General features: G+C 60.4%; 20 protein-coding genes. 14 read left to right on the top strand and 6 right to left on the bottom strand.

Annotated features, from left to right (window positions below; translation table 11 throughout):
* Positions 1 to 304 precede the first annotated feature (304 nt).
* Positions 305 to 778 (top strand): DUF1289 domain-containing protein, encoded by a 474-nt coding sequence (locus tag ACQRBV_RS20310; RefSeq protein ID WP_104993960.1) that lies wholly within the window; start codon positions 305 to 307, stop codon positions 776 to 778.
* 112 nt (positions 779 to 890) lie between these two features.
* Here the strand turns inward: ACQRBV_RS20310 and ACQRBV_RS20315 are convergent, their stop codons facing one another.
* Positions 891 to 1,754 carry a universal stress protein gene (locus ACQRBV_RS20315; RefSeq protein WP_411984248.1) on the bottom strand — a complete coding sequence of 288 codons (864 nt, stop codon included), beginning with the start codon at positions 1,752 to 1,754 and terminating at the stop codon, positions 891 to 893.
* A 151-nt stretch (positions 1,755 to 1,905) separates the two neighbouring features.
* Here ACQRBV_RS20315 and ACQRBV_RS20320 point away from each other — a divergent pair, with 151 nt between their 5' ends.
* On the top strand, positions 1,906 to 2,508 hold the full coding sequence (locus ACQRBV_RS20320) for a tRNA-(ms[2]io[6]A)-hydroxylase (RefSeq protein WP_060752643.1): 603 nt from the start codon (positions 1,906 to 1,908) through the stop codon (positions 2,506 to 2,508).
* Here ACQRBV_RS20320 and ACQRBV_RS20325 read toward each other — a convergent pair.
* The gene (locus ACQRBV_RS20325) at positions 2,464 to 3,663 is read right to left on the bottom strand and encodes an MFS transporter (RefSeq protein WP_411984247.1); all 1,200 of its coding nucleotides are present in this window, start codon (positions 3,661 to 3,663) and stop codon (positions 2,464 to 2,466) included. The genes ACQRBV_RS20320 and ACQRBV_RS20325 overlap by 45 nt on opposite strands.
* Positions 3,664 to 3,820: 157 nt before the next feature.
* Between ACQRBV_RS20325 and ACQRBV_RS20330 the strand changes: the two genes are divergently transcribed.
* Together ACQRBV_RS20330 and ACQRBV_RS20335 are read left to right on the top strand one after the other, a co-directional pair.
* On the top strand, positions 3,821 to 4,528 hold the full coding sequence (locus tag ACQRBV_RS20330) for a winged helix-turn-helix domain-containing protein (protein ID WP_060752645.1): 708 nt from the start codon (positions 3,821 to 3,823) through the stop codon (positions 4,526 to 4,528).
* Entirely contained in the window at positions 4,529 to 5,806 is a 1,278-nt protein-coding gene (locus ACQRBV_RS20335) for an ATP-binding protein (RefSeq protein ID WP_411984246.1), read from the top strand.
* Positions 5,807 to 5,861: 55 nt separating this feature from the next.
* On the opposite strand, the gene ACQRBV_RS20340 is transcribed toward ACQRBV_RS20335, so the two are convergent.
* Both ACQRBV_RS20340 and ACQRBV_RS20345 read right to left on the bottom strand, forming a co-directional pair.
* Positions 5,862 to 6,653, bottom strand: a complete 792-nt coding sequence (locus ACQRBV_RS20340) for a MipA/OmpV family protein (RefSeq protein ID WP_126870615.1) — start codon at positions 6,651 to 6,653, stop codon at positions 5,862 to 5,864.
* Positions 6,654 to 6,671: 18 nt separating this feature from the next.
* Positions 6,672 to 8,495 (bottom strand): serine hydrolase domain-containing protein, encoded by a 1,824-nt coding sequence (locus ACQRBV_RS20345; protein ID WP_090372397.1) that lies wholly within the window; start codon positions 8,493 to 8,495, stop codon positions 6,672 to 6,674.
* Between ACQRBV_RS20345 and ACQRBV_RS20350 the strand changes: the two genes are divergently transcribed.
* Positions 8,433 to 10,826, top strand: a complete 2,394-nt coding sequence (locus tag ACQRBV_RS20350; RefSeq protein WP_411984245.1) for a hypothetical protein — start codon at positions 8,433 to 8,435, stop codon at positions 10,824 to 10,826. The two genes, ACQRBV_RS20345 and ACQRBV_RS20350, sit on opposite strands and share 63 nt — an antisense overlap.
* Before the next feature lie 77 nt (positions 10,827 to 10,903).
* On the top strand, positions 10,904 to 11,329 hold the full coding sequence (locus ACQRBV_RS20355) for a hypothetical protein (RefSeq protein ID WP_411984244.1): 426 nt from the start codon (positions 10,904 to 10,906) through the stop codon (positions 11,327 to 11,329).
* Between the two features lie 24 nt (positions 11,330 to 11,353).
* Here ACQRBV_RS20355 and ACQRBV_RS20360 read toward each other — a convergent pair whose 3' ends face one another.
* Together ACQRBV_RS20360 and ACQRBV_RS20365 are read right to left on the bottom strand one after the other, a co-directional pair.
* Positions 11,354 to 11,836 carry a GFA family protein gene (locus ACQRBV_RS20360; RefSeq protein WP_411984243.1) on the bottom strand — a complete coding sequence of 161 codons (483 nt, stop codon included), beginning with the start codon at positions 11,834 to 11,836 and terminating at the stop codon, positions 11,354 to 11,356.
* Positions 11,837 to 11,867: 31 nt separating this feature from the next.
* Positions 11,868 to 12,758, bottom strand: coding sequence for a LysR family transcriptional regulator (locus tag ACQRBV_RS20365; protein WP_060752651.1), 891 nt, complete (start codon positions 12,756 to 12,758; stop codon positions 11,868 to 11,870).
* A 131-nt stretch (positions 12,759 to 12,889) separates the two neighbouring features.
* Between ACQRBV_RS20365 and ACQRBV_RS20370 the strand changes: the two genes are divergently transcribed.
* From ACQRBV_RS20370 to dctM, 8 genes are all read left to right on the top strand, one after another.
* Positions 12,890 to 13,708, top strand: a complete 819-nt coding sequence (locus tag ACQRBV_RS20370) for an FAS1-like dehydratase domain-containing protein (RefSeq protein ID WP_161547850.1) — start codon at positions 12,890 to 12,892, stop codon at positions 13,706 to 13,708.
* A 29-nt stretch (positions 13,709 to 13,737) separates the two neighbouring features.
* Positions 13,738 to 14,901, top strand: a complete 1,164-nt coding sequence (locus tag ACQRBV_RS20375) for an acyl-CoA dehydrogenase family protein (RefSeq protein ID WP_090370713.1) — start codon at positions 13,738 to 13,740, stop codon at positions 14,899 to 14,901.
* Between the two features lie 11 nt (positions 14,902 to 14,912).
* Entirely contained in the window at positions 14,913 to 16,262 is a 1,350-nt protein-coding gene (locus ACQRBV_RS20380; protein ID WP_060752654.1) for an MmgE/PrpD family protein, read from the top strand.
* A gap of 9 nt (positions 16,263 to 16,271) precedes the next feature.
* Positions 16,272 to 17,465, top strand: a complete 1,194-nt coding sequence (locus ACQRBV_RS20385; protein WP_060752655.1) for a CaiB/BaiF CoA transferase family protein — start codon at positions 16,272 to 16,274, stop codon at positions 17,463 to 17,465.
* 15 nt (positions 17,466 to 17,480) lie between these two features.
* Positions 17,481 to 18,296, top strand: coding sequence for an HpcH/HpaI aldolase/citrate lyase family protein (locus ACQRBV_RS20390; protein ID WP_060752656.1), 816 nt, complete (start codon positions 17,481 to 17,483; stop codon positions 18,294 to 18,296).
* 236 nt (positions 18,297 to 18,532) lie between these two features.
* Positions 18,533 to 19,516 carry a C4-dicarboxylate TRAP substrate-binding protein DctP gene (dctP, locus tag ACQRBV_RS20395; protein WP_060752657.1) on the top strand — a complete coding sequence of 328 codons (984 nt, stop codon included), beginning with the start codon at positions 18,533 to 18,535 and terminating at the stop codon, positions 19,514 to 19,516.
* Positions 19,517 to 19,563: 47 nt separating this feature from the next.
* On the top strand, positions 19,564 to 20,196 hold the full coding sequence (locus tag ACQRBV_RS20400) for a TRAP transporter small permease (protein ID WP_060752658.1): 633 nt from the start codon (positions 19,564 to 19,566) through the stop codon (positions 20,194 to 20,196).
* Entirely contained in the window at positions 20,196 to 21,476 is a 1,281-nt protein-coding gene (gene dctM, locus ACQRBV_RS20405) for a C4-dicarboxylate TRAP transporter large permease protein DctM (protein ID WP_060752659.1), read from the top strand. The genes ACQRBV_RS20400 and dctM overlap by 1 nt, the downstream gene beginning before the upstream one ends.
* The last annotated feature ends 37 nt before the right edge of the window (positions 21,477 to 21,513 follow it).

Here is a 21,513-nt window from a genome sequence, read left to right on the forward strand (position 1 = left end):
TGCCGGCATTCCTCACAGAAGCTGCTTTCAAAGTTTTACGCCTGCAGAACGGAGCTGATGAGGGTTGGCGCGGGCTTTGACCTACCGGGTCATAACACGCGCCAACACCGTTCTGAAGGAACGACTGTGCTCGTGACGCTTTGAAAACAGCTTCCAGCGGATATTATTGGCGCCTTACAAGGCCGGATGATTCTACGGCAAAAAAAATCTAAAGGTAAGTTGCCTGACCAAGTTTGCAGGGTGATCAACCTTAGACAAAGGGCTAACATGGCCCATTGTTCCGCTGAGCCGGGTGCCGTTGCCCATGTCCAATTCAACCATCAAGACCCCGTGCGTCGGCCTGTGCTCCACGGTTTACGGCGATCTCGTGTGCCGTGGCTGCAAGCGCTTCCACCATGAAGTGGTGCAGTGGAATGGCTATGACGAAGAGGCAAAACGTGCGGTCTGGCTGCGGCTGGAGCAGTTGTTGGTGCAGGTCATGGCCGGCAAGCTGGAAGTGTTCGACCCCAAGACGCTGCGCAGCCAACTGGAGCGGCGCAAGATTCGCTTCGTGCCGCACCAGTCCGAGTATTGCTGGGCCTACCAGTTGATTGCCCGGGGTGCGCGGGTGATTTCCAACCTGGAGGCTTACGGCATGGTGCTGCTGCCGGAATTCCGCGATTGGACGTTGCCGCAGCTGCGCGATGCCATTGATCGTGAGTTTTTCATCCTGTCCGAAGCCCACTACCAGCGCTACATCGCCCCGGATTTCCTGAGGGATGAGTCACTACATCTGTGAGAGGGGGCTTGCTCCCGATGGCGCCGGGTCAGTCAGCTCATAGGTAACTGAACCACCGCTATCGGGAGCAAGCCCCCTCCCACAATTGCACTTGATTGACTGGGGGAGCAGGTCAGGCTTTGTTGGCCAGTTCTTCCAACTGATCCATCAGGGTGCCGGGCTTGAGCACCAGCACATCGCTTTCCACGGCGTCGAGTATCACTTCCGCCGTGTTGCCGATCAGCGCTCCGGAAATCCCGGTGCGCGCCACGGTGCCGATGATCGTCACCGCCGCTTGCAACTTATGCGCCTCGAAGGGGATCAGCACATCCGCCGGCCCTTCTTCGATATGCAGGTGGGCATCGTCCACATCGAACTCGGCCTGAAACGCCTTGCATTGTTCGCGATAACGCGCCTCGATGGTTTCCTTGAGCTGAAATGTCGGGTCCGCCGCCGACAACATCGGCGACGGATGGGCGCTGATCACATGCAACTGCGCCTTGGCCAGGCTGGCGATATCAAAGCCGTGGTCGATGATCGTATTGTGCAGGGCGCGGTGCTCAGCGTCGTTGTTGCCCACGTCGATGGCGGCCAGAATCACCCGCCCGGCCCAAGGGCCTGCGGTCTTGACCAGCAGCACCGGCGTCGGGCAATAACGCAGCAGCTTCCAGTCGGCCGGGGTGAGCAAGGCCTTTTTCAGCGGGCTGTCGGGGAAATGTTGCTTGATCACCAGGCCGCAGCCTTCGGCCTGCTGCACGTCGATGATGGTTTCATGCAGGCTGTCATTCCACGCCTGTTCGGTGGTCACGCTGTAGCCGTCTTCCTGCAAACCGGATTTGAGCAGGCTCAGCAGCGCCGAGTGCTCGTGCTTCTTGTCGCACACCAGTAAGTGCAGGTGCGCGCCGGTGACCCCGGCGATCAGCTTGGCGCGCTTGAGGGCCAGGCTTTCCGAATGTTCGGGTTCTATGACCACCAAAATGCTGCGGATGGCTTGCATAATCGGGATCTCCAGTAAGAGGGGGCATGTAACCACTATAGTTGCTGCCCGTCAGGCGGCATGTTGATGCACATCAAGGCCCGTGACTGGTGGTCTGCGGCGTGGTCGGTATAATCGGCGGCCTTTTGTGATCCTTTTGCCCGTGAGCCCGATGAACCTGCCCGAAATCCACGAATTCCTCGGCTGCCGCACCCCCGACGCCTGGGTCCAGGCTGCATTGGCCGATCAGGAAACCCTGCTGATCGACCACAAGAACTGCGAGTTCAAAGCCGCCAGTACCGCCTTGAGCCTGATCGCCAAATACCACGGCCATGTGGACTTGATCAATATGATGTCGCGCCTGGCCCGCGAAGAGCTGGTGCATCACGAACAAGTCATGCGCCTGATGAAAAAGCGCAAGGTCGAACTGCGCCAACTGCACGCCGGCCGTTATGCCTCGGCGTTGCGTAAAGTGGTGCGCAGCCACGAGCCGGTCAAACTGGTGGACACCCTGGTGGTCGGCGCCTTTATCGAAGCGCGCAGTTGCGAGCGTTTCGAAGCACTGGTGCCGCATTTGGACGAAGAACTCGGCAAGTTCTACTTCGGCTTGCTGAAAAGCGAAGCTCGGCACTTTCAAGGTTACTTGAAGCTGGCGTACCAGTATGGCGACGCCAAGGATATCGCCCAGGTGATCGAACGGGTGAGGGCGGCCGAGCAGGAACTGATCGAGTCACCCGACGTCGAGTTCCGCTTTCACAGTGGCGTGCCAGCCTGAAGCGACCGCCGTGCCGATCAGCGCGGCGGCGCCCGCCAACAGCAGGATCACCGTTTGCGTGCCCCAGGGCGCGGCCAGCAGCGCTATCGCCAGGCCCGCCAAGGGTTGCGCCAGATTGTTGAGCAGTGTGATCACGCCGACTGTCTTGCCGAAATCCTGGACCGGAATGACCCGCTGACGGGTGCTGCGCAGGTAGACGTTGAACATCTTGTCGAAACCGGTGACCAGCAGAAAGCCCACGGCGTACAGCCATACGCTTGGGCTGACGGCCATGATCAGCGCCCCGATGCCGATCATCGAATACGACAGACCGCCCAGTACCCTCAACGGCAGGTCGGCCCGCGCCAGGTAAAACAGAATGCCGATCGTCACCAACGCTCCCAATGCTTGCAGCAACGCATACGCATCCTTGCCGGCGGCGAACTGGCCGGTGACCAGCGCCGCCGAGGTGGCGAGCGTCACGCCGATGATCAGGTTCACGCCTACCGCCAGGGTAATGATCCGCCTTAATTCCGCCCGGTTGCGGATATGCCCGAACGCGATGCGCAACGGTTGCAGCCAGATATCCGGATGTTGCTCGAAGGTTTGCAGGTCTACCGCGCTGGTGCGCCGCCAGATCCGCATGGCCAGGTCCGCCAGCCAGAACAACCCGGCAACCCCCAGCACCACCCAATGCCAGGCCCAGATTTCCAGGAGCAGCGCGGCCGCCAACGGGCCCAGCACCAGGCCGCTCTGGTCGGCGATCTGTGAGTAGGAGAGGGTCTTGGCGTAGGTGTAGTGTTTGAAAATATGCGGCATCAGCACTTCCCGCGCCATGATGCCTTGGGTGGTCAATACCCCGCACAACGCCGACAGCAGCACGATCCAGTAGATACCGTCGAATAACGCGTACAGTCCTACCGTGACGGCACAGGCCAGCGCCCGGTAGACCTGGCTGATATGCAGGATGCGCACGGCAGGGAACTTGTCGCACAGGGCACCGCACACCGGGAAGGCCAGGTAACGCGGCAATGACTCGACAAAAAATGCAAAGCCCGCCCAGGCCACGCTCTGGGTGGTCTGAAATACGATCAGGGGCACGATGAACAATAGAATCTGGTCTGCCAGCCGCGACAGGAACAGCGAAACGAAGAACGCCAGGTAATCCTTGCGCATACAACTCCCTGTGGATGGCGTTAAAGATTGCAGGCTATTTGTTAAAAACTCTTAAAAGCATGAAGCTTCGTTGGGGCGTCATGGCCAGATGCTTCAGTCGAACAGCTTGCCACCTATAATGGCTGCACTTCAATCGGCGTTTGTACACTGAGAATTTATGGAAAACCTGGGGCTGGGCAAAGTTCTGCTCGTTGAGGACGATGAAAAACTGGCGGGGCTGATTGCGCATTTTCTGGCGCAGCACGGTTTCGAGGTGCGGGTGGTGCACCGGGGCGATAAAGCCCTGGCGGCGTTCCTGGACTTCAAGCCGAAGATCGTCGTGCTCGACCTGATGCTGCCGGGCCAGAGCGGCCTGCATGTGTGTCGTGAGATTCGTAACGTGTCTGACACGCCGATCGTGATCCTCACCGCCAAGGAAGATGACCTGGACCACATCCTGGGCCTGGAGTCCGGCGCTGATGACTATGTGATCAAGCCGATCAAGCCGCCGGTTTTGCTCGCACGCCTGCGTGCCCTGCAACGCCGACAAGTGCCCGAGCCCACCGTTCGCGGCTCCCTCGAATTCGGCCACCTGTCGATTGACCGTAGTTGCCGGGTGGTCAGCCTGGGAGGGGAAACCATCGACCTGACGACCATGGAGTTCGAATTGCTGTGGTTGCTGGCCAGCAATTCGGGAAAGATCCTCTCGCGCGATGACATCCTCAACCGCATGCGCGGTATTGCCTTCGACGGCCTCAACCGCAGCGTCGACGTCTACATCAGTAAATTACGCAGCAAACTCAACGATAACCCCCGTGAACCGGTGTGCATCAAGACCATCTGGGGCAAAGGCTACCTGTTCAATCCTTTCGCGTGGGAGGTTTAGATGCTGCGGCTGTTTCTGCGCCTGTATGTGATCCTGGCGCTGGGTCTGGCGGGGGCGATCTGGCTGGTCAACTACACCTTCGATGAGTTGACGCCTGAAACCAACGAAGTCTACAACCGCGAAGCGTTGCGCGGCCCGGCTTATGCCTTGGTGGAGCAACTGCGCACGCTGCAAGGGCCGGCGCGCGAAGCTCGGCTGGCCGAGTTGCAACCGCATTACGGGTTGCGGCTCAAGCTGGTCCAGAGCGACACACTGGCGTTGAACGAGCGCGAAAAAAATCTGCTGCGCGCCGGCCAGCTGGTGGTTCGCGGCGACTTCATGGAGTTCATCTCCAGCATCGACGGTGGCCCGCAGCTGTTGGAAATCAAGTTGCCGGAAGAACCCAAGTGGCTGTACCTGTGGGCCTACGGTTTTCTCGGCCTGTGCCTGGCCGTGGTGCTGTATTTCTGGGTACGCCCGCACTGGCGTGACCTGGAGCATATCCGCTTGGCTGCGCAACGTTTTGGCGATAACGAGCTTGGCTCGCGCATCCTGCTGCCGCGCCGTTCCACCGTGCGCGAACTGGCCGGGCACTTCAACCAGATGGCCGAGCGTATCGAAAGCCTGATCGCCAACCAGCGCGAACTGACCAACGCCGTGTCCCACGAATTGCGTACGCCGATTGCGCGCTTATCGTTCGAGCTCGATCAACTCAAGCAAAAGGCCGACCCGCGCCAGAGCCGTGAGTTGATCAATGACATGTACGCCGACCTGGGCGAGTTGGAGGAGATGGTCTCCGAATTGCTCACCTACGCCAGCCTGGAGCGTGGCGCTACGCAGGTCACCCGGGAAAGCATCGAGGCCCATAGCTGGCTCGACAGTGTCATCGGCAGCGTGGCCCTCGAAGCGGAAGCGGCCGGTGTGCAGCTGTCGTTGCGTACCTGTGAAGTCGACGTTATCCAGATCGAACCGCGCTTCATGGCGCGGGCGGTGATCAACCTGCTGCGCAACGCCATCCGTTATGCCGAGCGCCGCGTGGAGGTGTCGCTGGTCAAGTTCGGCACGGGTTACGAAGTACGGGTCAGCGATGACGGGCCCGGCGTACCGCTGGAGGGCCGGGCGAAGATCTTCGAACCCTTCATGCGCCTGGACTCCAGCCGCGACCGCCGCACCGGTGGCTTCGGCCTCGGCCTGGCGTTGGTGCAGCGGGTCAGCCAATGGCATGGCGGCCAGGTCGAAGTGCTGGACTCGGAGTGGGGCGGGGCGTTGTTTCGGATGACGTGGGCGTATGCCGAGTAGCAGTCTCTTGTAGGAGCGAGCAAGCTCGCTCCTGCGTTCTAATTGTATGGTCGGATCAGAAGGTGTATTCCACCATCCCCATCACCGATGTCTGCAACCGTCGCTCCACAATCGGGCTCTTGCCCGCCTCATCCGCCAGGTACTGCACGTCCAGCAAGGTCGAGAACCGGGTGTTTTCGCTGATCGGCAGGCTCCACGCCAGGTTCATGCCATTGCTGATGTTGCCGGCTCCGGCCTTGTATTCCTTGAAGCGGCTTTGCGCCGCCTGACCCGTGGTCACGCCGTACCAAGTCTGCAGGTAGTCACGGTCACCAAAGTGGCTGCTCAGGGTGGCGTCGACGGAACCAAAGCGGCCTTTGTAGAGGTTGGTGCCCAGGCTCAACTCCAGGTGGGTGAAGGCCTTGCCGGTATCCTTGTGGTCATTTTCCTTGAGGGCGTGTTCCAGCGTCGCGCCGACAATCACGCCGCCGAGTTTATAGCTGGCGCTCACCCCCAGTTGCGGGCGTGACTTGATCTCTCCCATGCCTTTGAGGCGTTTGGAGCCGGCATGCAGGGTTTCATTTTTGTCCTTGCGTGAACCGCTGGCACCGACATACGCGCTGAAGCTTGCCGCGTCGCCTTCGTAGCGCCAACCCAGGCCCTTGCCGGTGTCGAGGAAAATCCCCCAGGGGCTGACAATTTTGCCGCCCAGTTCCGGCCCGGTCCGGCGTTCGTCACTCCCGCTGTAGCGGGGCGCGTTGCTGACGCCGAGCTTGAGGCTGTATTGCCAGTCTTCGGCAATGGCGCTGTCGGCGGCGGCGAACAGGCATACCGAGGTGAGGGACAGGCAAAGGTGATTTGAGCGCATTGAGGCGTTCTTCCTTGGTTAGAGATTCAGAGGTTTGTGTGGTGCTTGGGTGCGTTTGAAGGAGTAACCCGAAGCGCTGAGGCCATTGACCTGACGGCTGACGGTGTCGCCCAGGCCATAGCCATTACCGGCCAGTACCGCGTGGGCGTTGTCGACGGGCAATAGGATGTAGTCGGTCAGCGGCTCGCCATGCAGTTGGCCGCGCAATACCAGGAAACCTTCTTCCAGGCGTACGCTGATGCCGCTCAGCGGCGCGTTCGGCTCATGGGTGTTGAGCACGTGATAGGTGCCGATGGTGTCGGCCCAGGCCAGGGGCAGCGGCGGCGGGTCGACGCGCTCACCGATGGCGATGCGTTGGCCATGGCTGCGGGCAGTGAGCATCTGGCGGCCTTGTACGGTCACCACATCCAGCTGCACGCGGCCCAATTCGCCGAGATCCTTGAGCCAGAACCCGAGGACTTTTTTCTGTGCGCGCAACCAGCCGTGCTCGTCACGCACCAATTCAAAGTCAAAACCGGCCAGTTCGCCGGACAGCCGATTTTTATCGTCCTTGAGGCGCAGTACGCCCCAGGCCGTTGCATAAAACCCGGCCAGGCGTTTACGGTCCACGGCCGCCGGCACCTGGCGCAGCTTCAACCCGTGGCTGGGGGGCTGGCAGTCGCCGCTGCACACTGGCGTGCCGGTTTGTGCCTGGAGCATCAAGCGCAGCGCGTCGGTGGACAGCGACACCACCATGTCCTCGGCATTGCTGTCATTGGCCATGATGATCACCGCCAACTGCTGATCAGGCAGCACGCTCAATTGGGCGGCAAAATCATCGCCACCGCCGCTGTGCTGATAGGTCCGAATGCCGGGGCCGACCGGCTCATCCCCACAAGGCGCCAGAAACCAGCCCAGGCCCATCTGGCAATCGAAGTCCAGGGCGTTGCCGGTGTTTTGCTGGGTGAACATCGCCTCGATGGACGCGTTACTCAGCACTTGTCTGCCTTTATAGGTGCCTTGGGCGAACAGCATCTGCACGTAGTGGCTGAGGTCTTTCGGGCTGGCCCACAGCCCGGTGGCCGCGAGGTCACGCACCTGTGCATCGGTGCTGGCCTGGCCGTCTTCGTAACCCATGGCGCGATAACCCAGCTGTGCGCCGGTACCGACGAAGCTGGACTGGTCCATCGCCAACGGCTTGAGCAGGCTGCTTTGTAGCTGAGCCTCGAAGCTTTTGCCGGTGCTGCGCTCAATGGCCGCGCCGACCAAGGCGTAGCCGAGGTTGGAATAGGCCACCTGAGAGCCCGGCGGGCTGCTCAGCCACACACCCGACACACGCATGGGCATCTGGCCCATCGCATAGGTACTGCGCAGGTCGCGCAGGTGCTCGCTGGGCAGGCCGGACTGGTGGCTGAGCAAGCGACGCAAGGTGATATCGCGGTCAGCCGCAGTCTGGTCGGCATGAAAACGCGAACGCACGTAAAACTCGCGCAGGGTTTGCTGGATCGGCGCATCCAGCGCCAGACGCTGCTGCTCCACCAATTGCAACGCCGCCGTGGTGGTCAGCAGTTTGGAAATGCCCCCGGCGCGAAACGCCGTGTTACGTGTAACCGGTACGCCGCGCGCCTTGTCCGCCATGCCGAAGCCACGGGTCCAGAGCAATTCCTGGCCATTGACCAACGCAATCGACAATCCCGCCACGTTATCTCGGGCCATGTCCTGGGGAATTCGGGTTTGCAGGTAACGGATGATTGCACCGTAATCACCCTTTTGAATCGGCGGCGGAGCAGGGGGTTGCCCATGGCAACCGATACTGCTCAGCAGGCAACCCAGCAGAGGAATACTGCGCAATGTGCGAAACATGAAGAACACCCGAATGGTGGTTTGGATGCTCAAATGCTAGGGCGGTGGCGGCCGATAATCTTTGACAGCTTTGTCGAGAAACTGTCAAAGACTGTTAAAGATCAGGCGCCAGGAAATCTCAAGGCAGAATCAGGGAAGGCCCTTGCTGAAAAAGGGAAGTTTTCCGGCATTTCCAGAGGATATTCAGACTTTAATCTCAGCGCTCTTGTGAAATCAGGAGCGACACCCGCCATGGACGCTACACGCTGGAGCCACCCGTTCAAGGATCAAAGCCACCCGTTGTCGCAGTTGACCCAACTGGCCCATGCCGGCGCGGGTTATTACCCCATAGGACGCAATGCCCTGTGGCATGGCGGCGTGCATTTTGACAGCGGCACCGCAGCCCTGCTGGACCAGTCGGCGGTCTACTGTCTGGCAGCCGGTGAGGTTGTGGCTTACCGCATCGATGAGCATTCACCCAGCACTACTTACGTGGACGACGACCAGTGCGTGGCCAAACCGTTCTCGCGCAACTTTGTACTGGTGCGCCATCGTCTTGCGCCGCCAAACATCGCAGGCCACTCACAGACGCCTCCCAGACTGACCTTCTACAGCCTGTATATGCACCTGCAGGAGGGGATGTTCTATCGCGACGACTCAAAGCACGTTCGACCTGCCTTCTGGCCTGAAGAGGCAACGGATGGCGCGGTTGTGCTGCAAGCGCCTGTCGCAATCAAGGCCGCCGATCTGGTCGGGCACATCGGGCTGTATCACTGCGCGGATACAAAGCGCCCGGAAAGCAAACTGCATCTGGAAGTGTTCAGTGGTGATGACGTCGAAGGCTTTATCGACGCCAGCCGGGCTTGGGCGCAACAGTTGCCTGCCGACGAACAGACTTGGCTCAAGCTGGTGGCAGGCACTGTCGTCGTCCCCCATCAAGAGGGCTTTGGCGTTGCGCAATGCCCCGTTCCCGGCACTGCCGGTGCGGTCAGTGGTGCTGACTTGCTACTGCCCAAAGTGTTGCTCGACAGCTTGCCGCCCGAGAGCAAAATCAGCAGCGCCCTGGGTAGGAAGTGCACATGGTATCGCCTGGATGGGTTGCTCATGGATGCCGACAACCATCCGCTCGATGGCTGGGTCTGCGAAGAGGTGGGGATTACCCCCTGGGTCAGTCCGTGGTCGTGGGAGGGCTACTCCATTGTCTACAGCCTCGACTCTTCCCTTGGCACGCTTGCCGCGCTGTGGCGTGACCTGGGGCGGTTCAGCGAGGCTCAACTTGCACGGTTTGCTCGCGTGGCGGACGAGGGCAACAGAAGCCGCATAAAAAGCCGTCTCTACGACATCATCGACCGCAATCGCGATGGACGGGTCACCGCTGCCGAGCTGCAGGCAGCCATTCGCCGGCCGGCTCACGCGCAGTCGATTTCACGGTTGATCATTCATACCGAAAGCGAATGGTCCCAGCCGAACAAGTGGGATGGGTTGGACGAGTTGCTAGGCCACAGTGGCGCAACACCGCACTTGAACTGGTTGGCGGAGAAACAACGGATCAATGCGCTGTGTTGGTGGGAAGAGGTGGCGCCGAAGCTTGGCCTGCCCGCGAATGGGGCGGTGTTTCATTTTCATCCGGTTGGGTTGGTGGGGCAGTTTTGCGCGGCTAATCCATTGGCAATTACTCCGGCACAACTAAAGCAAATATTTCCCTTGGCCGACGATGCCGATATTGAGGTGGTACTCAATGAAATAAACGGTCGATTAGCCGAATTTAAATTGGATACCCGATTAAGACAGCGGCACTTTTTTGCCCAGATCAAGGGCGAGGTGGGGGCGTCCATGAAAGGGGTTACCGAAAGCTGGGAGTATTCTCCGGCGGTGCTTAAATCATTTAGTGCCTATTATCGAGCGCATCCTTTGGAGGCAGAGCAGGATGGGCATTTGAAGGGCGCGAGTGGGCGAATTGTCCGCAGGGCGAATCAGAAAGAAATAGGTCGCAAGCACTTTCAACGATTGAATGGGAACAGGATAGGGCATCCAAGTGATGGGTATGATTTTCGTGGAAGGGGGCTTATACAAATCACCGGTTATGAAAAATATATGGGTTATATGCGTGATTTTAATAAATATTGGTCTGGTGATTCGCCTGATACAGTTCGGTGTCCGGAACTTATTAATTCGACGTTAAACTCAATCAGAAGCGCAGTGTGGTTCTGGCTCTACAAGGCTCCTTACTCCGAGATCCACGGGCGTGGAGTTCTCGATGTGAATGATGTCACTCGCATTGTAAATGGCGGGGCAACGGGGTTGACGGAGAGAAAGTCTGCTTACATTCTGGCTGAAAGGGTGCTCAATTGAATACTAGAAGCGGTGTAAGTGGATTTTTACTTTGCCTTTTGTATTGTTCGTCGCCGGTTCATGGCGAGGAAAATAGCTTGTGTGCATTAGCTGAAACGAAGATTGCATCATGTGAAACGACAAAAGGAAAGCTTGTGTCGATTTGCTCCGGGAACAACAAGGTTGACGTTTATTATCGATTTGGTGAGCTTTTGGGGACGGAGTTGGAGGTTAAATTCAGGCAGGGGAGGAAGTTGTACAGGTGGCTGGACTTAAATACATATATTACTTTTTTTGGTTTTGAGAATGGTGGTTATTTGTATGTTTTTGGTGTTCCGCAAGAAACCCTTGGTGCGCGAGCTTTTTTGAACGTGCGGATGGCAGGAAGTGCTTTTACGTATGAAGATACGTTTACATGTAACTCTAATTCTTTTGGTGATAAAACACTCGCGAGCCAGGTGATAACAGATGTTGCAGACGATGTGGTTAGGACGAAAGAAGGGCTCTTATTTCCGCCTCATTAAAGTGGCCTACGATTGGGCGAGCCACTACAACCCCAACCGCTCATGCCACTGAGCAATCGACTCCTCAGGATACTCATCAAACTGCAAATCCCCCTTGCGCACCGTTACCTCCACCCACGGTGCCTTGGACCCCAGCATCAAGTGCGTATGTTCCGGCGGCACTGGCAGTGGTGTGTCGATGGCTGACGCGAACGGGTGGATCAGCTCTGGCCATTCCGGGCTGAACAGCCATAGGGCGCTGCCGCATTGCGAACAGAAATGCCGCTCGGCGGTGCTGGCGTGAGCACGGCTGGCACCTTCTGGTTTGAGCCTGGCGTGGTAGATCGAAATGTGCTTGCGCCCCTGTACCTTGAGGCTCTTGGCGTCGCCACCGAGGTTGATCGCGTAGCCACCGCCGCCCTGGGTCTTGCGGCAGATCGAGCAATAGCAACGCTGGTAGGGGTAAGGGTGGGCGCTGTTCAAACTGAAGGTGACAGCGCCGCAATGGCAGGATCCTTCTAGCTGCATGGGAGTCTCCTTGGCAAGGTGACTGTTCAGCTTAGGCGGTTTTCGGCATCAAGGTAGCGATCAATGCGCGAATGGTCCCTGGCAAGGCGTCCAGTTCCCGCACCAGGATACTGCGCTCGCGAATGGCCCACGGCTCCTGGAGCTTGACCGCCACCAGTTGCATGGTGCGGCTGTGCCGCACGGCGGCGGATTCGGGGATGATGCCAATGCCCACGCCGGCCTCGACCATTCGGCAGATCGCCTCGAAGCTCGAGACCTGAATGCGCAGCGACAGCTGTTTGCCGAGTCGGTCGACGTGTTCGCGCAGAAAGCTCAGCAACGTGCTGCCCTCATGCAAGCCAATGTGCTGATAGGCGAGGGTCTGTTCCAGCGTCACTGACGCTTGACCGGCTAACGGGTGATCGACGGGTACCATCAACACCAGTTCATCGGTGCTGAAATGCAATACCTGCAAGCCTGCCGCTTCCACGGGGCCGGCAATGATGCCCATATCGCTGGTGCCATCCAGCACGCCGCGCACGATATCCCGGGACAGGCGCTCTTGCAGGTCGACCGTGACGCCGGGGCGCTGCGACAGGAACCCCGCCAGCACCTCCGGCAGAAACTCGGTGACCGCCGTGGTATTGGCGAAGATGCGGATATGCCCAGCCGAATCCGCGCCGTATTGGGTGAATTCGCTTTTCAGGTAGTCCACCTGGCGCATGATCAGCCGCGCATGGTGCAGCAGGCGTGCGCCCGCCGGGGTGATTTCCACGCCACGGCTGTCGCGGTACAGCAGGCGCGTGTCGAGCTGGCTTTCCAGGGCCTTGATCCGCGCACTGGCAGCGGCCGGCGAGAGGAACGCACGCTTGGCGCCCTGGGTCAGGCTGGGGGATTCAGCGATATGGATAAACAGGCGCAGGTCGGCCAGGTCGAAGTGCATGCAAAACTCCGGGAGCAGAATGGCGGCGTTCAGCATAACCGAACGCTGGTTTATTGAAATGCAAATTCTCAGAACGGATGAGGGCTTGCATGATCCGGGGCAGACACCCACTGCCCGAGGACCTGGACCCCATGAGCGCCACTGATTGGATCGGCCGAAGTGAAACCACGCACGACCTCCTGAGCCATAACCTGCTCAAGCGTATCGCCGCGACGTTCGGTGAAGAGGTGCCGAGCGATGGCGAAGCGATTGCGCCGTTGTGGCAGTGGTGCTTTTTTCAGGATCCACTGCCGGAAGCGGCACTGGGCACTGATGGCCACCCGGCCCGTGGCGGGTTCCTGCCGCCGGCGGATAACCGCAATCGCATGTGGGCCGGTGGCCGCATTGAATTTGTGCAGGCGTTGCGGGCCGGTGCGGCAGCCACTCGCGTGTCCACGATCACTGCCGTAGAAGAGAAGGCCGGCCGCACCGGCTCGCTGCTGTTTGTCACCGTGCGTCATGACTATTCCCAGGACGGTCGCCTGGCGATCCGCGAAGAACAGGACATCGTCTACCGCGAACCCACGCCACCCAAGCAGGGCGGCGGTGAGGCACTGCCCCTCAGCGAGTGGCGTGAAGCCGTCGAGCCGACCCCCACTTTGTTGTTTCGCTACAGCGCCGTGACCTTCAACGGCCACCGCATTCACTACGACTACCCCTATGTCACAGGCACCGAGGGTTATCCGGGGTTGGTGGTGCATGGGCCATTGATCGCCACCCTGAGCCTGCGTGCCTTTTGTCGTGCCCACCCTGAAGCCCGGTTGCGCCGTTTTGCCTACCGTGGCGTGCGCCCGTTGATTGCACCGCAACCGTTTGAAGTGGGCGGTCGTATCACCTCGGACGGTGTTGCCGAACTGTGGGCCGGTAACGCCGGTGGCCTGGCGCAACAAGCCCAAGTGCACTTCGAATAACCCCAGAACAACAGGCGGAGAGCCGTTACATGACCCCTAATGACCTTGAAGAACTCAACGCTATCCGCGACGGCGTGCGTGCGTTGTGCGCTGAATTCGATGCCGCTTACTGGCGCAAGATCGACGAAGAAAAAGGCTTTCCCGAGGCGTTCGTCAAGGCCCTGACCGATGCCGGCTGGTTGTCGGCGATGATCCCGCAGGAGTACGGCGGCTCCGGCCTGGGCCTGGCCGAAGCCTCGGTGATCCTGGAGGAAGTGAACCGTTGCGGCGGCAATTCCGGCACGGTGCACGGCCAGATGTACAACATGTTCACCTTGTTGCGTCACGGCAGCGAGGCGCAGAAGCGTTTCTACCTGCCCAAGCTCGCCAGTGGCGAATTGCGCTTGCAGTCCATGGGCGTCACCGAGCCCAGTACCGGCACCGACACCACCAAGATCAAGACCACCGCGATCAAACGCGGCGACAAGTACGTGATCAACGGCCAGAAGGTGTGGATCTCGCGTATCCAGCATTCCGACCTGATGATCCTGCTGGCGCGCACCACGCCACTGGCCGAGGTGACGAAAAAATCCGAAGGCATGTCGATCTTCCTGGTGGACCTGCGCGAAGCGATCGGCAATGGCCTGACCGTGCAGCCCATCGCCAATATGGTCAACCACGAAACCAATGAGCTGTTCTTCGACAATCTGGAGCTGCCGCTCGATAGCCTGATCGGCGAGGAGGGCAAGGGTTTCAAATACATTCTCGATGGCCTGAATGCCGAGCGCACGCTGATTGCCGCCGAGTGCATTGGTGACGGCCGCTGGTTTATCGAAAAAGCCAGCGCCTATGCCCGCGACCGCGTGGTATTTGGCCGACCCATCGGGCAGAACCAGGGCGTGCAATTCCCGATTGCCGAAGCCCATATCGAAATCGAAGCCGCTGACTTGATGCGCTGGCGTGCCTGCGAGGAATACGACAGCGGCGCCAATGCCGGGGCCAGCGCGAACATGGCCAAGTACCTGGCGGCCAAGGCGTCCTGGGAAGCTGCCAACGCGTGCCTGCAAACCCACGGCGGTTTTGGTTTTGCCTGCGAATACGACGTGGAGCGCAAATTCCGCGAGACCCGCCTATACCAGGTGGCGCCGATCTCCACCAACCTGATCCTGTCCTACGTGGCCGAGCATCTGCTCGAACTGCCCCGCAGCTTCTGAGGCTTTTGACCATGAGCCATACCCTAGCCTTGTGTCGGTTCCTTGCGCAGCTGGATTACGAGCAGCTGCCGGAAACGCTGCTGGCGCGCACCGAAGAGCTTTATCTGGATTGGCTGGGCTCGGCCCTGGCCAGCCAGGGCATGCATCCGATCCCGTTGTTTGAACGCTATGCACAAAAGATGGGGCCCGGCAGCGGCCCGGCGCAGGTGATCGTCAATGGTGGCAGCAGCAGTGCGTACTTTGCCGCCCTGGTCAACGCCGCCGCCTCGCACCTGGTCGAGCAGGATGACCTGCACAACAGCTCGGTGCTGCATCCGGCCACCGTGGTGTTTCCGGCCGCCCTGGCCGCCGCGCAGGACCTCGGTAAATCCGGGCGTGAGCTGCTGCTGGCGTCGGTCGCCGGTTACGAGGCCGGGATTCGCATCGGCGAATTCATGGGCCGTTCCCACTACCGAATCTTCCACACCACGGCCACCGTCGGCACGTTAGCCGCTGCGGTGGCGGTGGGCAAATTGCTGGGTTTCAACCAGGAGCAGTTCGTCAACCTGCTTGGCAGTGCCGGCACCCAGGCCGCCGGTTTGTGGGAGTTTCTGCGCGATGCCGCAGACTCAAAGCAACTGCATACGGCCAAGGCCGCGGCCGATGGTTTGCTCGCCGCTTACCTGACGGCGGATGGGTTGACCGGCGCGCGCAATATCCTGGAAGGCGATCAGGGCTTGGCGGCCGGCATGTCCCAGGATGCGCAGCCGAGCCGCTTGTCTGCCGGCCTCGGGAGCCGCTGGGCGTTGCTGGAGACCTCGTTCAAGTTCCACGCGTCGTGCCGTCACACCCATCCTGCCGCAGACGCGCTGTTGCACCTGATGCAGCGTGAGGGCTTGAGCGCCGCCGATATGGCCCACGTGCAAACCCGTGTCCATCAAGGCGCAATTGACGTACTGGGGCGCGTAAAAGTGCCTGCCACCGTGCATCAGGCCAAGTTTTCCATGGGCACGGTACTGGGCCTGATCGCGGTGCATGGCAAGGCCGGGCTGACCGAGTTCCACGAACTGGCGTTGAGCGATCCGGCGGTGGCCAGCGTGCGCGACAAGGTCAGCATGACCCTCGACCCCGAGGTCGACGACGCCTACCCGCAACGCTGGCTGGGCCGCGTTACGGTCACCACCACCGATGGCCGCACCCTGCACGGCGCGATTGACGAGCCCAAAGGCGACCCGGGCAACACCTTGAGCCGCGTCGAACTGGCCGACAAATTCCGCCGGCTCTGTCAATTCAGCGGCGCACGCACACCGGCACAGGCCGATGCCCTGATCGAAAAAGTCTGGAACCTGCGCAGCGCAGCGTCCATGGCCCACTGGCTCTGAGGAACTGCCATGACTCATCAACGACCGCTGGACGGCATCACCGTCGTCAGCCTGGAACACGCGATTGCCGCCCCGTTTTGTACCCGTCAGTTGGCCGACCTGGGCGCTCGGGTGATCAAGATCGAGCGCCCTGGCGCCGGTGACTTTGCCCGTGGCTATGACGAGCGGGTGCGCGGCCTGGCCTCGCACTTCGTGTGGACCAACCGCTCCAAGGAAAGCCTGACCCTGGACCTCAAGCAGGATGAGGCAGGATCTATCCTCGAAACCTTGCTGGCCGATGCCGATGTGCTGGTGCAGAACCTGGCACCCGGCGCGGCGGCACGCATGGGCTTGTCGTTCGAGGCGCTGCATGAGCGTTTTCCGCGGCTGATCGTCTGCGATATTTCCGGTTATGGCGAAGGCGGGCCTTACGAAAAGAAGAAGGCTTATGACCTGCTGATCCAGAGCGAAGGCGGCTTTCTGTCGGTGACCGGTGGCCCGGGTGACGAGCAGATGGCCAAGGCCGGTTGTTCGATTGCCGACATCTCCGCCGGCATGTACGCCTACAGCGCCATCCTCTCGGCGCTGTTGTTGCGTGGCACGACGGGGCAGGGCAGTCGCATCGACGTGAGCATGTTGGAAAGCCTGGTGGAGTGGATGGGCTACCCGATGTATTACGCCTTCGATGGCGCCCCGCAACCACCGCGTGCCGGTGCGGCGCACTCGACGATCTACCCCTATGGGCCGTTCCCGACCGGCGACGGCGGCACGGTGATGCTCGGTTTGCAGAACGAACGCGAATGGGCGGCGTTCTGCGACAAGGTGCTGCTCACCCCTGAGCTTGCGACGGATGAGCGGTTCAGTGCGAACTTCAAGCGTTCGGCCAATCGTGAGGTGCTGCGCGCGATCATCGTCGACCGCTTCGCGCAGTTGGATACCGAAGCCGTGATCCAACGCCTGGAGCACGCGCAGATCGCCAGTGCCCGGGTCAACGATATGCAAGGCGTGTGGGACCACCCGCAACTCAAGGCGCGGGACCGCTGGCGTGAAGTCGCAAGCCCCGCTGGCCCGTTGCCGGCGTTGTTGCCACCGGCACGCAATACCGCGTTTTCGCCACGTATGGACGGGGTGCCGGCGCTGGGGCAGCACAGCCAGGCCATCCTCCATCAGATCGGTTACTCGGCTGATGCCATCGACCGCCTGCGCACGCGTGGCGTTATCTGAAAAGGAATGTCAGTGATGTCCCAATCTTTAGTTCGTTCAGCCCTGTTTGTCCCCGGCAGCCGCCCGGAACGTTTCGCCAAAGCCCTGGCCAGTGGGGCCGATGCGGTGATCGTGGATTTTGAAGATGCCGTGGAAGAACCGCTCAAGCGCCAGGCACGGGATAACCTCGCGGCGTTTTTGACCGCCCAGCCTGATGCCCGGGTGTGGGTGCGCATCAATGCGCCTGAGCATGCCGAGCATTTTGCGGATGTGGCCTTTTGCAAAGCCCATGCGAATGTGGCCGGCGTGCTGTTGCCGAAGGTGGAGAGTGCCGCCCAGGTGGCCGTGGTGGCCGCCGCCGGTAAAGTGATCTGGCCGATTATCGAAAGCGCACGGGGCTTGCTGGCCATCGCTGAGATCGCCCATGCGCCACAGGTGGAGCGTCTGTCATTTGGTGGCCTGGATCTGGCCCTGGACTTGAACCTGAGCAGCCAGTCGGCGGCGGCACGGTTTGCGCTGGACCAGGCACGCCTGTCGCTGATCGTGCATTCCCGCGCCGCCGGCCTGGTTGCGCCGCTGGATGGCGTACATCCGGCAATCGACGATCCCGAGGGCCTGCACCGTTCGATCCGCCATGCCTATGAAATGGGCTTTGCCGGAGCGCTGTGCATCCATCCCAAGCAGGTCGCGGTGATCCATGCCGCCCTGGCGCCCAGCGCCGAAGACCTGGCCTGGGCCAGGCGCGTCGTGGAGGCCGGAGCCCATGGGGCAGGGGCCTATCAGATCGATGGGCAGATGGTGGATGCGCCGGTATTGCTCAGAGCCCAACGATTGCTGGCAGCCCGGACCTGACTGCAAAAACCGGATTGAACGTGGGAGGGGGCTTGCTCCCGATGACAGTGGATCAGTACCTGATGTGTTGACTGACACGCCGCTATCGGGAGCAAGCCCCCTCCCACAGGCGTGTCGATTGTTTATGCGGTTGGCGTTCAGTTTGGCAGAACGCAGGTATCTGGAATTCTAAATTCACTAAACGCTTTACATCAGGCACCTTGCCTCACAACACAACAATAAGAAGGTGATTTTCCATGCTCAAGCTATCCCGGGCGCTGCTGTGCGCCGCCACCTTGTTTGCCGCAGGCCTGGCCCAGGCGGCGGACCCGATTGTGATCAAGTTCGCTCACGTGGTCGCCGAGAACACCCCCAAAGGTCAAGGCGCGCTGCTGTTCAAGAAGCTCGCCGAAGAGCGTCTGCCGGGGCAGGTCAAGGTCGAGGTATACCCCAACTCGTCGTTGTTCGGTGATGGCAAGGAGATGGAAGCCCTGTTGCTGGGCGACGTGCAGATGCTCGCACCTTCGCTGGCCAAGTTCGAGCAATACACCAAACAGGTGCAGATCTACGACTTGCCGTTCCTGTTCAACGACCTGGCGGCCGTCGACCGTTTCCAGGCGGCCCAGGGCAAGGAGCTGCTGACCTCGATGCAGGGCAAGAACATTCTCGGCCTGGCCTATTGGCACAACGGTCTCAAGCAACTGTCCGCCAACAAGGCACTGCATGAACCCAAGGATGCCCGTGGCCTGAAATTCCGTGTGCAGGCTTCCAGCGTGCTGGAAGAACAGTTCAAGGCGATCCGCGCCAACCCGCGCAAGATGAGCTTTGCCGAGGTCTACCAGGGTCTGCAGACCGGCACGGTCAACGGCACGGAGAACACCTGGTCGAACTACGAAAGCCAGAAGGTCAACGAGGTGCAGAAGTACTTCACCGAGTCCAACCATGGCCTGATCGACTACATGGTGATCACCAACGCCAAATTCTGGAATGGCCTGCCGCCAGACGTGCGCAGCACCCTGGAGCAGATCATGGCCGAGGTCACCGTCGAGGTGAACAAGCAGGCCGAAGCGCTGAACCAGTCGGCCAAGCAGAAAATCATCGACGCCAAAACCAGCGAAATCATCGAGCTGACACCCGAGCAACGTGCGCTCTGGCGCGAAGCCATGCGCCCGGTATGGCAGAAGTTCGAAGGGGAGATCGGGGCTGATCTGATCAAGGCGGCGGATGCCGCCAACCAGTAACACCCCGAGCCTTGCACTTACCTATCTCTGCCTCGCGAGGTTTTGCCATGCAAACGCTAAGGCGCGTCTGGGAGCACCTGGAGGAAGGCTTCATTGCCTTCCTGCTGGCCGCCATGACCCTGGTGACATTCGTTTACGTGATGCTCAACAACATCTACACGCTGTTCTTCGCCCTGGCCGACAAGTGGGCTGTAAGCAGCCCGTTTTTCAATGCCCTGGGTGACCACACCATGACCTGGGCCCAGGACATGACCTGGAGCGTGGCACTGACCAAGGCCATGTTCGGCTGGCTGATCTTCTTCGGCATTTCCTATGGTGTGCGGACCGCCGGACATTTGGGTGTGGACGCTCTGGTCAAGCTGACCCGGCGCCGCGTGCAACGCCTGCTGGGCATGTTGGCGTGCCTGTGCTGCCTGGCCTACGCCGGGTTGTTCATGGTCGCCAGCTACAAATGGGTCAGCGCGGTGATGACGGCCCATATCGGCGCCGAAGACCTCGACCAGTACGGCGTCGATGTCGGTGACATCGTAGTGATCGTGCCCATCGGGTTTGCGCTGGTGTTTATCCGCTACCTGGAAATCTTCTACCGCCTGTTCACCCACCGTCAGGTCGGGTTGGGGCTGGCCGACGAGGCCGGTGAGGCCAGCAAGTTGGCCGGCAGCCATGAGGAGCGTCACTGATGGCCGTGCTCTGTCTGTTTTTGCTGTTGTTCGTGTTCATGTTCCTTGGCGTGCCGATCGCGATTTCCCTGGGGCTGTCCGGTGCGGTGTCGATCCTGATGTTCAGCCAGGACTCGGTGAGCTCGCTGGCAATCAAGCTGTTTGAAACCTCTGACGCCTACACCTTCCTGGCGATTCCGTTCTTCCTGCTGTCCGGTGCGTTCATGACCACCGGTGGCGTGGCGCAACGGCTGATCGACTTCGCCAACGCGTGTGTCGGCCATATCCGTGGCGGCCTGGCGATTGCGGCGGTATTGGCGTGCATGCTGTTTGCGGCATTGTCAGGCTCGTCACCGGCCACGGTGGCGGCGGTGGGCTCGATTGCCGTGGCCGGCATGGTGCGCTCCGGGTACCCCAAGGAGTTTGGCGCAGGGATCATTTGCAACGCCGGCACCCTGGGCATCCTGATTCCGCCTTCGATTGTGATGGTGGTGTACTCGGCGGCCACTGAAACATCAGTGGGCAAACTGTTCATGGCCGGGGTGGTGCCGGGGTTGTTGCTGGGCTTGATGCTGATGGTCACGATTTATATCGTTGCGCGCATCAAGAAACTGCCGGCGCAGCCGCGCGCGACTTTGCGTGAATGGCTGACCTGTGCGCGTCGGGCCTTCTGGGGCTTGCTGTTGCTGGTGATCATCCTCGGCGGCATCTACAGCGGCATGTTCACCCCGACCGAAGCGGCGGCCGTGGCGGCGGTGTATTCGGCGTTCGTGGCGTTGTTCGTGTACAGGGACATGAAGCTGCGCGACTGCCCCAAGGTGCTGCTGGAGTCCGGGCGCCTGGCAATCATGCTGATGTTTATCATCGCCAACGCCATGCTCTTTGCCCACGTGCTGACCACCGAGCAGATCCCGCAGGAAATCACCGCCTGGGTGATCTCTGAAGGGCTGACGCCGATTGGCTTCCTGATCATGGTCAACATTGTGCTGCTGGTGGCCGGCAGCTTCATGGAGCCGTCGGCTATTGTGTTGATCCTGGCGCCGATCTTCTTCCCGATTGCGATGAAGCTGGGCATTGACCCGATTCACCTGGGGATCGTGATGGTGGTCAACATGGAAATCGGGCTGGTGCATCCGCCGGTGGGGCTGAACCTGTTCGTGACCTCGGCGGTGACCGGGTTGACGCTGGGGCAGACCATTCGTGCAGCGATGCCGTGGTTGATGATCCTGTTGGTGTTCCTGATCATGGTCACCTACTTGCCGTTTATTTCCCTGGCACTGCCGCACTGGCTGGGCATGTAGCGCGATCAAGCGGTGTGGGAGAGGGCAAGCCGCTCCC

Origin of the sequence: Pseudomonas sp. R11F (assembly GCF_050312575.1) — a bacterium.
GTDB lineage: Bacteria > Pseudomonadota > Gammaproteobacteria > Pseudomonadales > Pseudomonadaceae > Aquipseudomonas > Aquipseudomonas palleroniana.

Excerpts from the sequence above, each read along its gene's own strand:
- ACQRBV_RS20370 (WP_161547850.1), top strand. The coding sequence starts at position 12,890 with ATGAGCGCCACTGATTGGATCGGCCGAAGTGAAACCACGCACGACCTC.
- ACQRBV_RS20340 (WP_126870615.1), bottom strand. The coding sequence starts at position 6,653 with ATGCGCTCAAATCACCTTTGCCTGTCCCTCACCTCGGTATGCCTGTTC.
- ACQRBV_RS20335 (WP_411984246.1), top strand. The coding sequence starts at position 4,529 with ATGCTGCGGCTGTTTCTGCGCCTGTATGTGATCCTGGCGCTGGGTCTG.
- ACQRBV_RS20320 (WP_060752643.1), top strand. The coding sequence starts at position 1,906 with ATGAACCTGCCCGAAATCCACGAATTCCTCGGCTGCCGCACCCCCGAC.
- ACQRBV_RS20350 (WP_411984245.1), top strand. The coding sequence starts at position 8,433 with ATGGCAACCGATACTGCTCAGCAGGCAACCCAGCAGAGGAATACTGCG.
- ACQRBV_RS20325 (WP_411984247.1), bottom strand. The coding sequence starts at position 3,663 with ATGCGCAAGGATTACCTGGCGTTCTTCGTTTCGCTGTTCCTGTCGCGG.
- dctM (WP_060752659.1), top strand. The coding sequence starts at position 20,196 with ATGGCCGTGCTCTGTCTGTTTTTGCTGTTGTTCGTGTTCATGTTCCTT.
- ACQRBV_RS20315 (WP_411984248.1), bottom strand. The coding sequence starts at position 1,754 with ATGCAAGCCATCCGCAGCATTTTGGTGGTCATAGAACCCGAACATTCG.
- ACQRBV_RS20330 (WP_060752645.1), top strand. The coding sequence starts at position 3,821 with ATGGAAAACCTGGGGCTGGGCAAAGTTCTGCTCGTTGAGGACGATGAA.
- dctP (WP_060752657.1), top strand. The coding sequence starts at position 18,533 with ATGCTCAAGCTATCCCGGGCGCTGCTGTGCGCCGCCACCTTGTTTGCC.
- ACQRBV_RS20345 (WP_090372397.1), bottom strand. The coding sequence starts at position 8,495 with ATGTTTCGCACATTGCGCAGTATTCCTCTGCTGGGTTGCCTGCTGAGC.
- ACQRBV_RS20380 (WP_060752654.1), top strand. The coding sequence starts at position 14,913 with ATGAGCCATACCCTAGCCTTGTGTCGGTTCCTTGCGCAGCTGGATTAC.
- ACQRBV_RS20390 (WP_060752656.1), top strand. The coding sequence starts at position 17,481 with ATGTCCCAATCTTTAGTTCGTTCAGCCCTGTTTGTCCCCGGCAGCCGC.
- ACQRBV_RS20360 (WP_411984243.1), bottom strand. The coding sequence starts at position 11,836 with ATGCAGCTAGAAGGATCCTGCCATTGCGGCGCTGTCACCTTCAGTTTG.
- ACQRBV_RS20385 (WP_060752655.1), top strand. The coding sequence starts at position 16,272 with ATGACTCATCAACGACCGCTGGACGGCATCACCGTCGTCAGCCTGGAA.
- ACQRBV_RS20365 (WP_060752651.1), bottom strand. The coding sequence starts at position 12,758 with ATGCACTTCGACCTGGCCGACCTGCGCCTGTTTATCCATATCGCTGAA.
- ACQRBV_RS20375 (WP_090370713.1), top strand. The coding sequence starts at position 13,738 with ATGACCCCTAATGACCTTGAAGAACTCAACGCTATCCGCGACGGCGTG.
- ACQRBV_RS20310 (WP_104993960.1), top strand. The coding sequence starts at position 305 with ATGTCCAATTCAACCATCAAGACCCCGTGCGTCGGCCTGTGCTCCACG.
- ACQRBV_RS20400 (WP_060752658.1), top strand. The coding sequence starts at position 19,564 with ATGCAAACGCTAAGGCGCGTCTGGGAGCACCTGGAGGAAGGCTTCATT.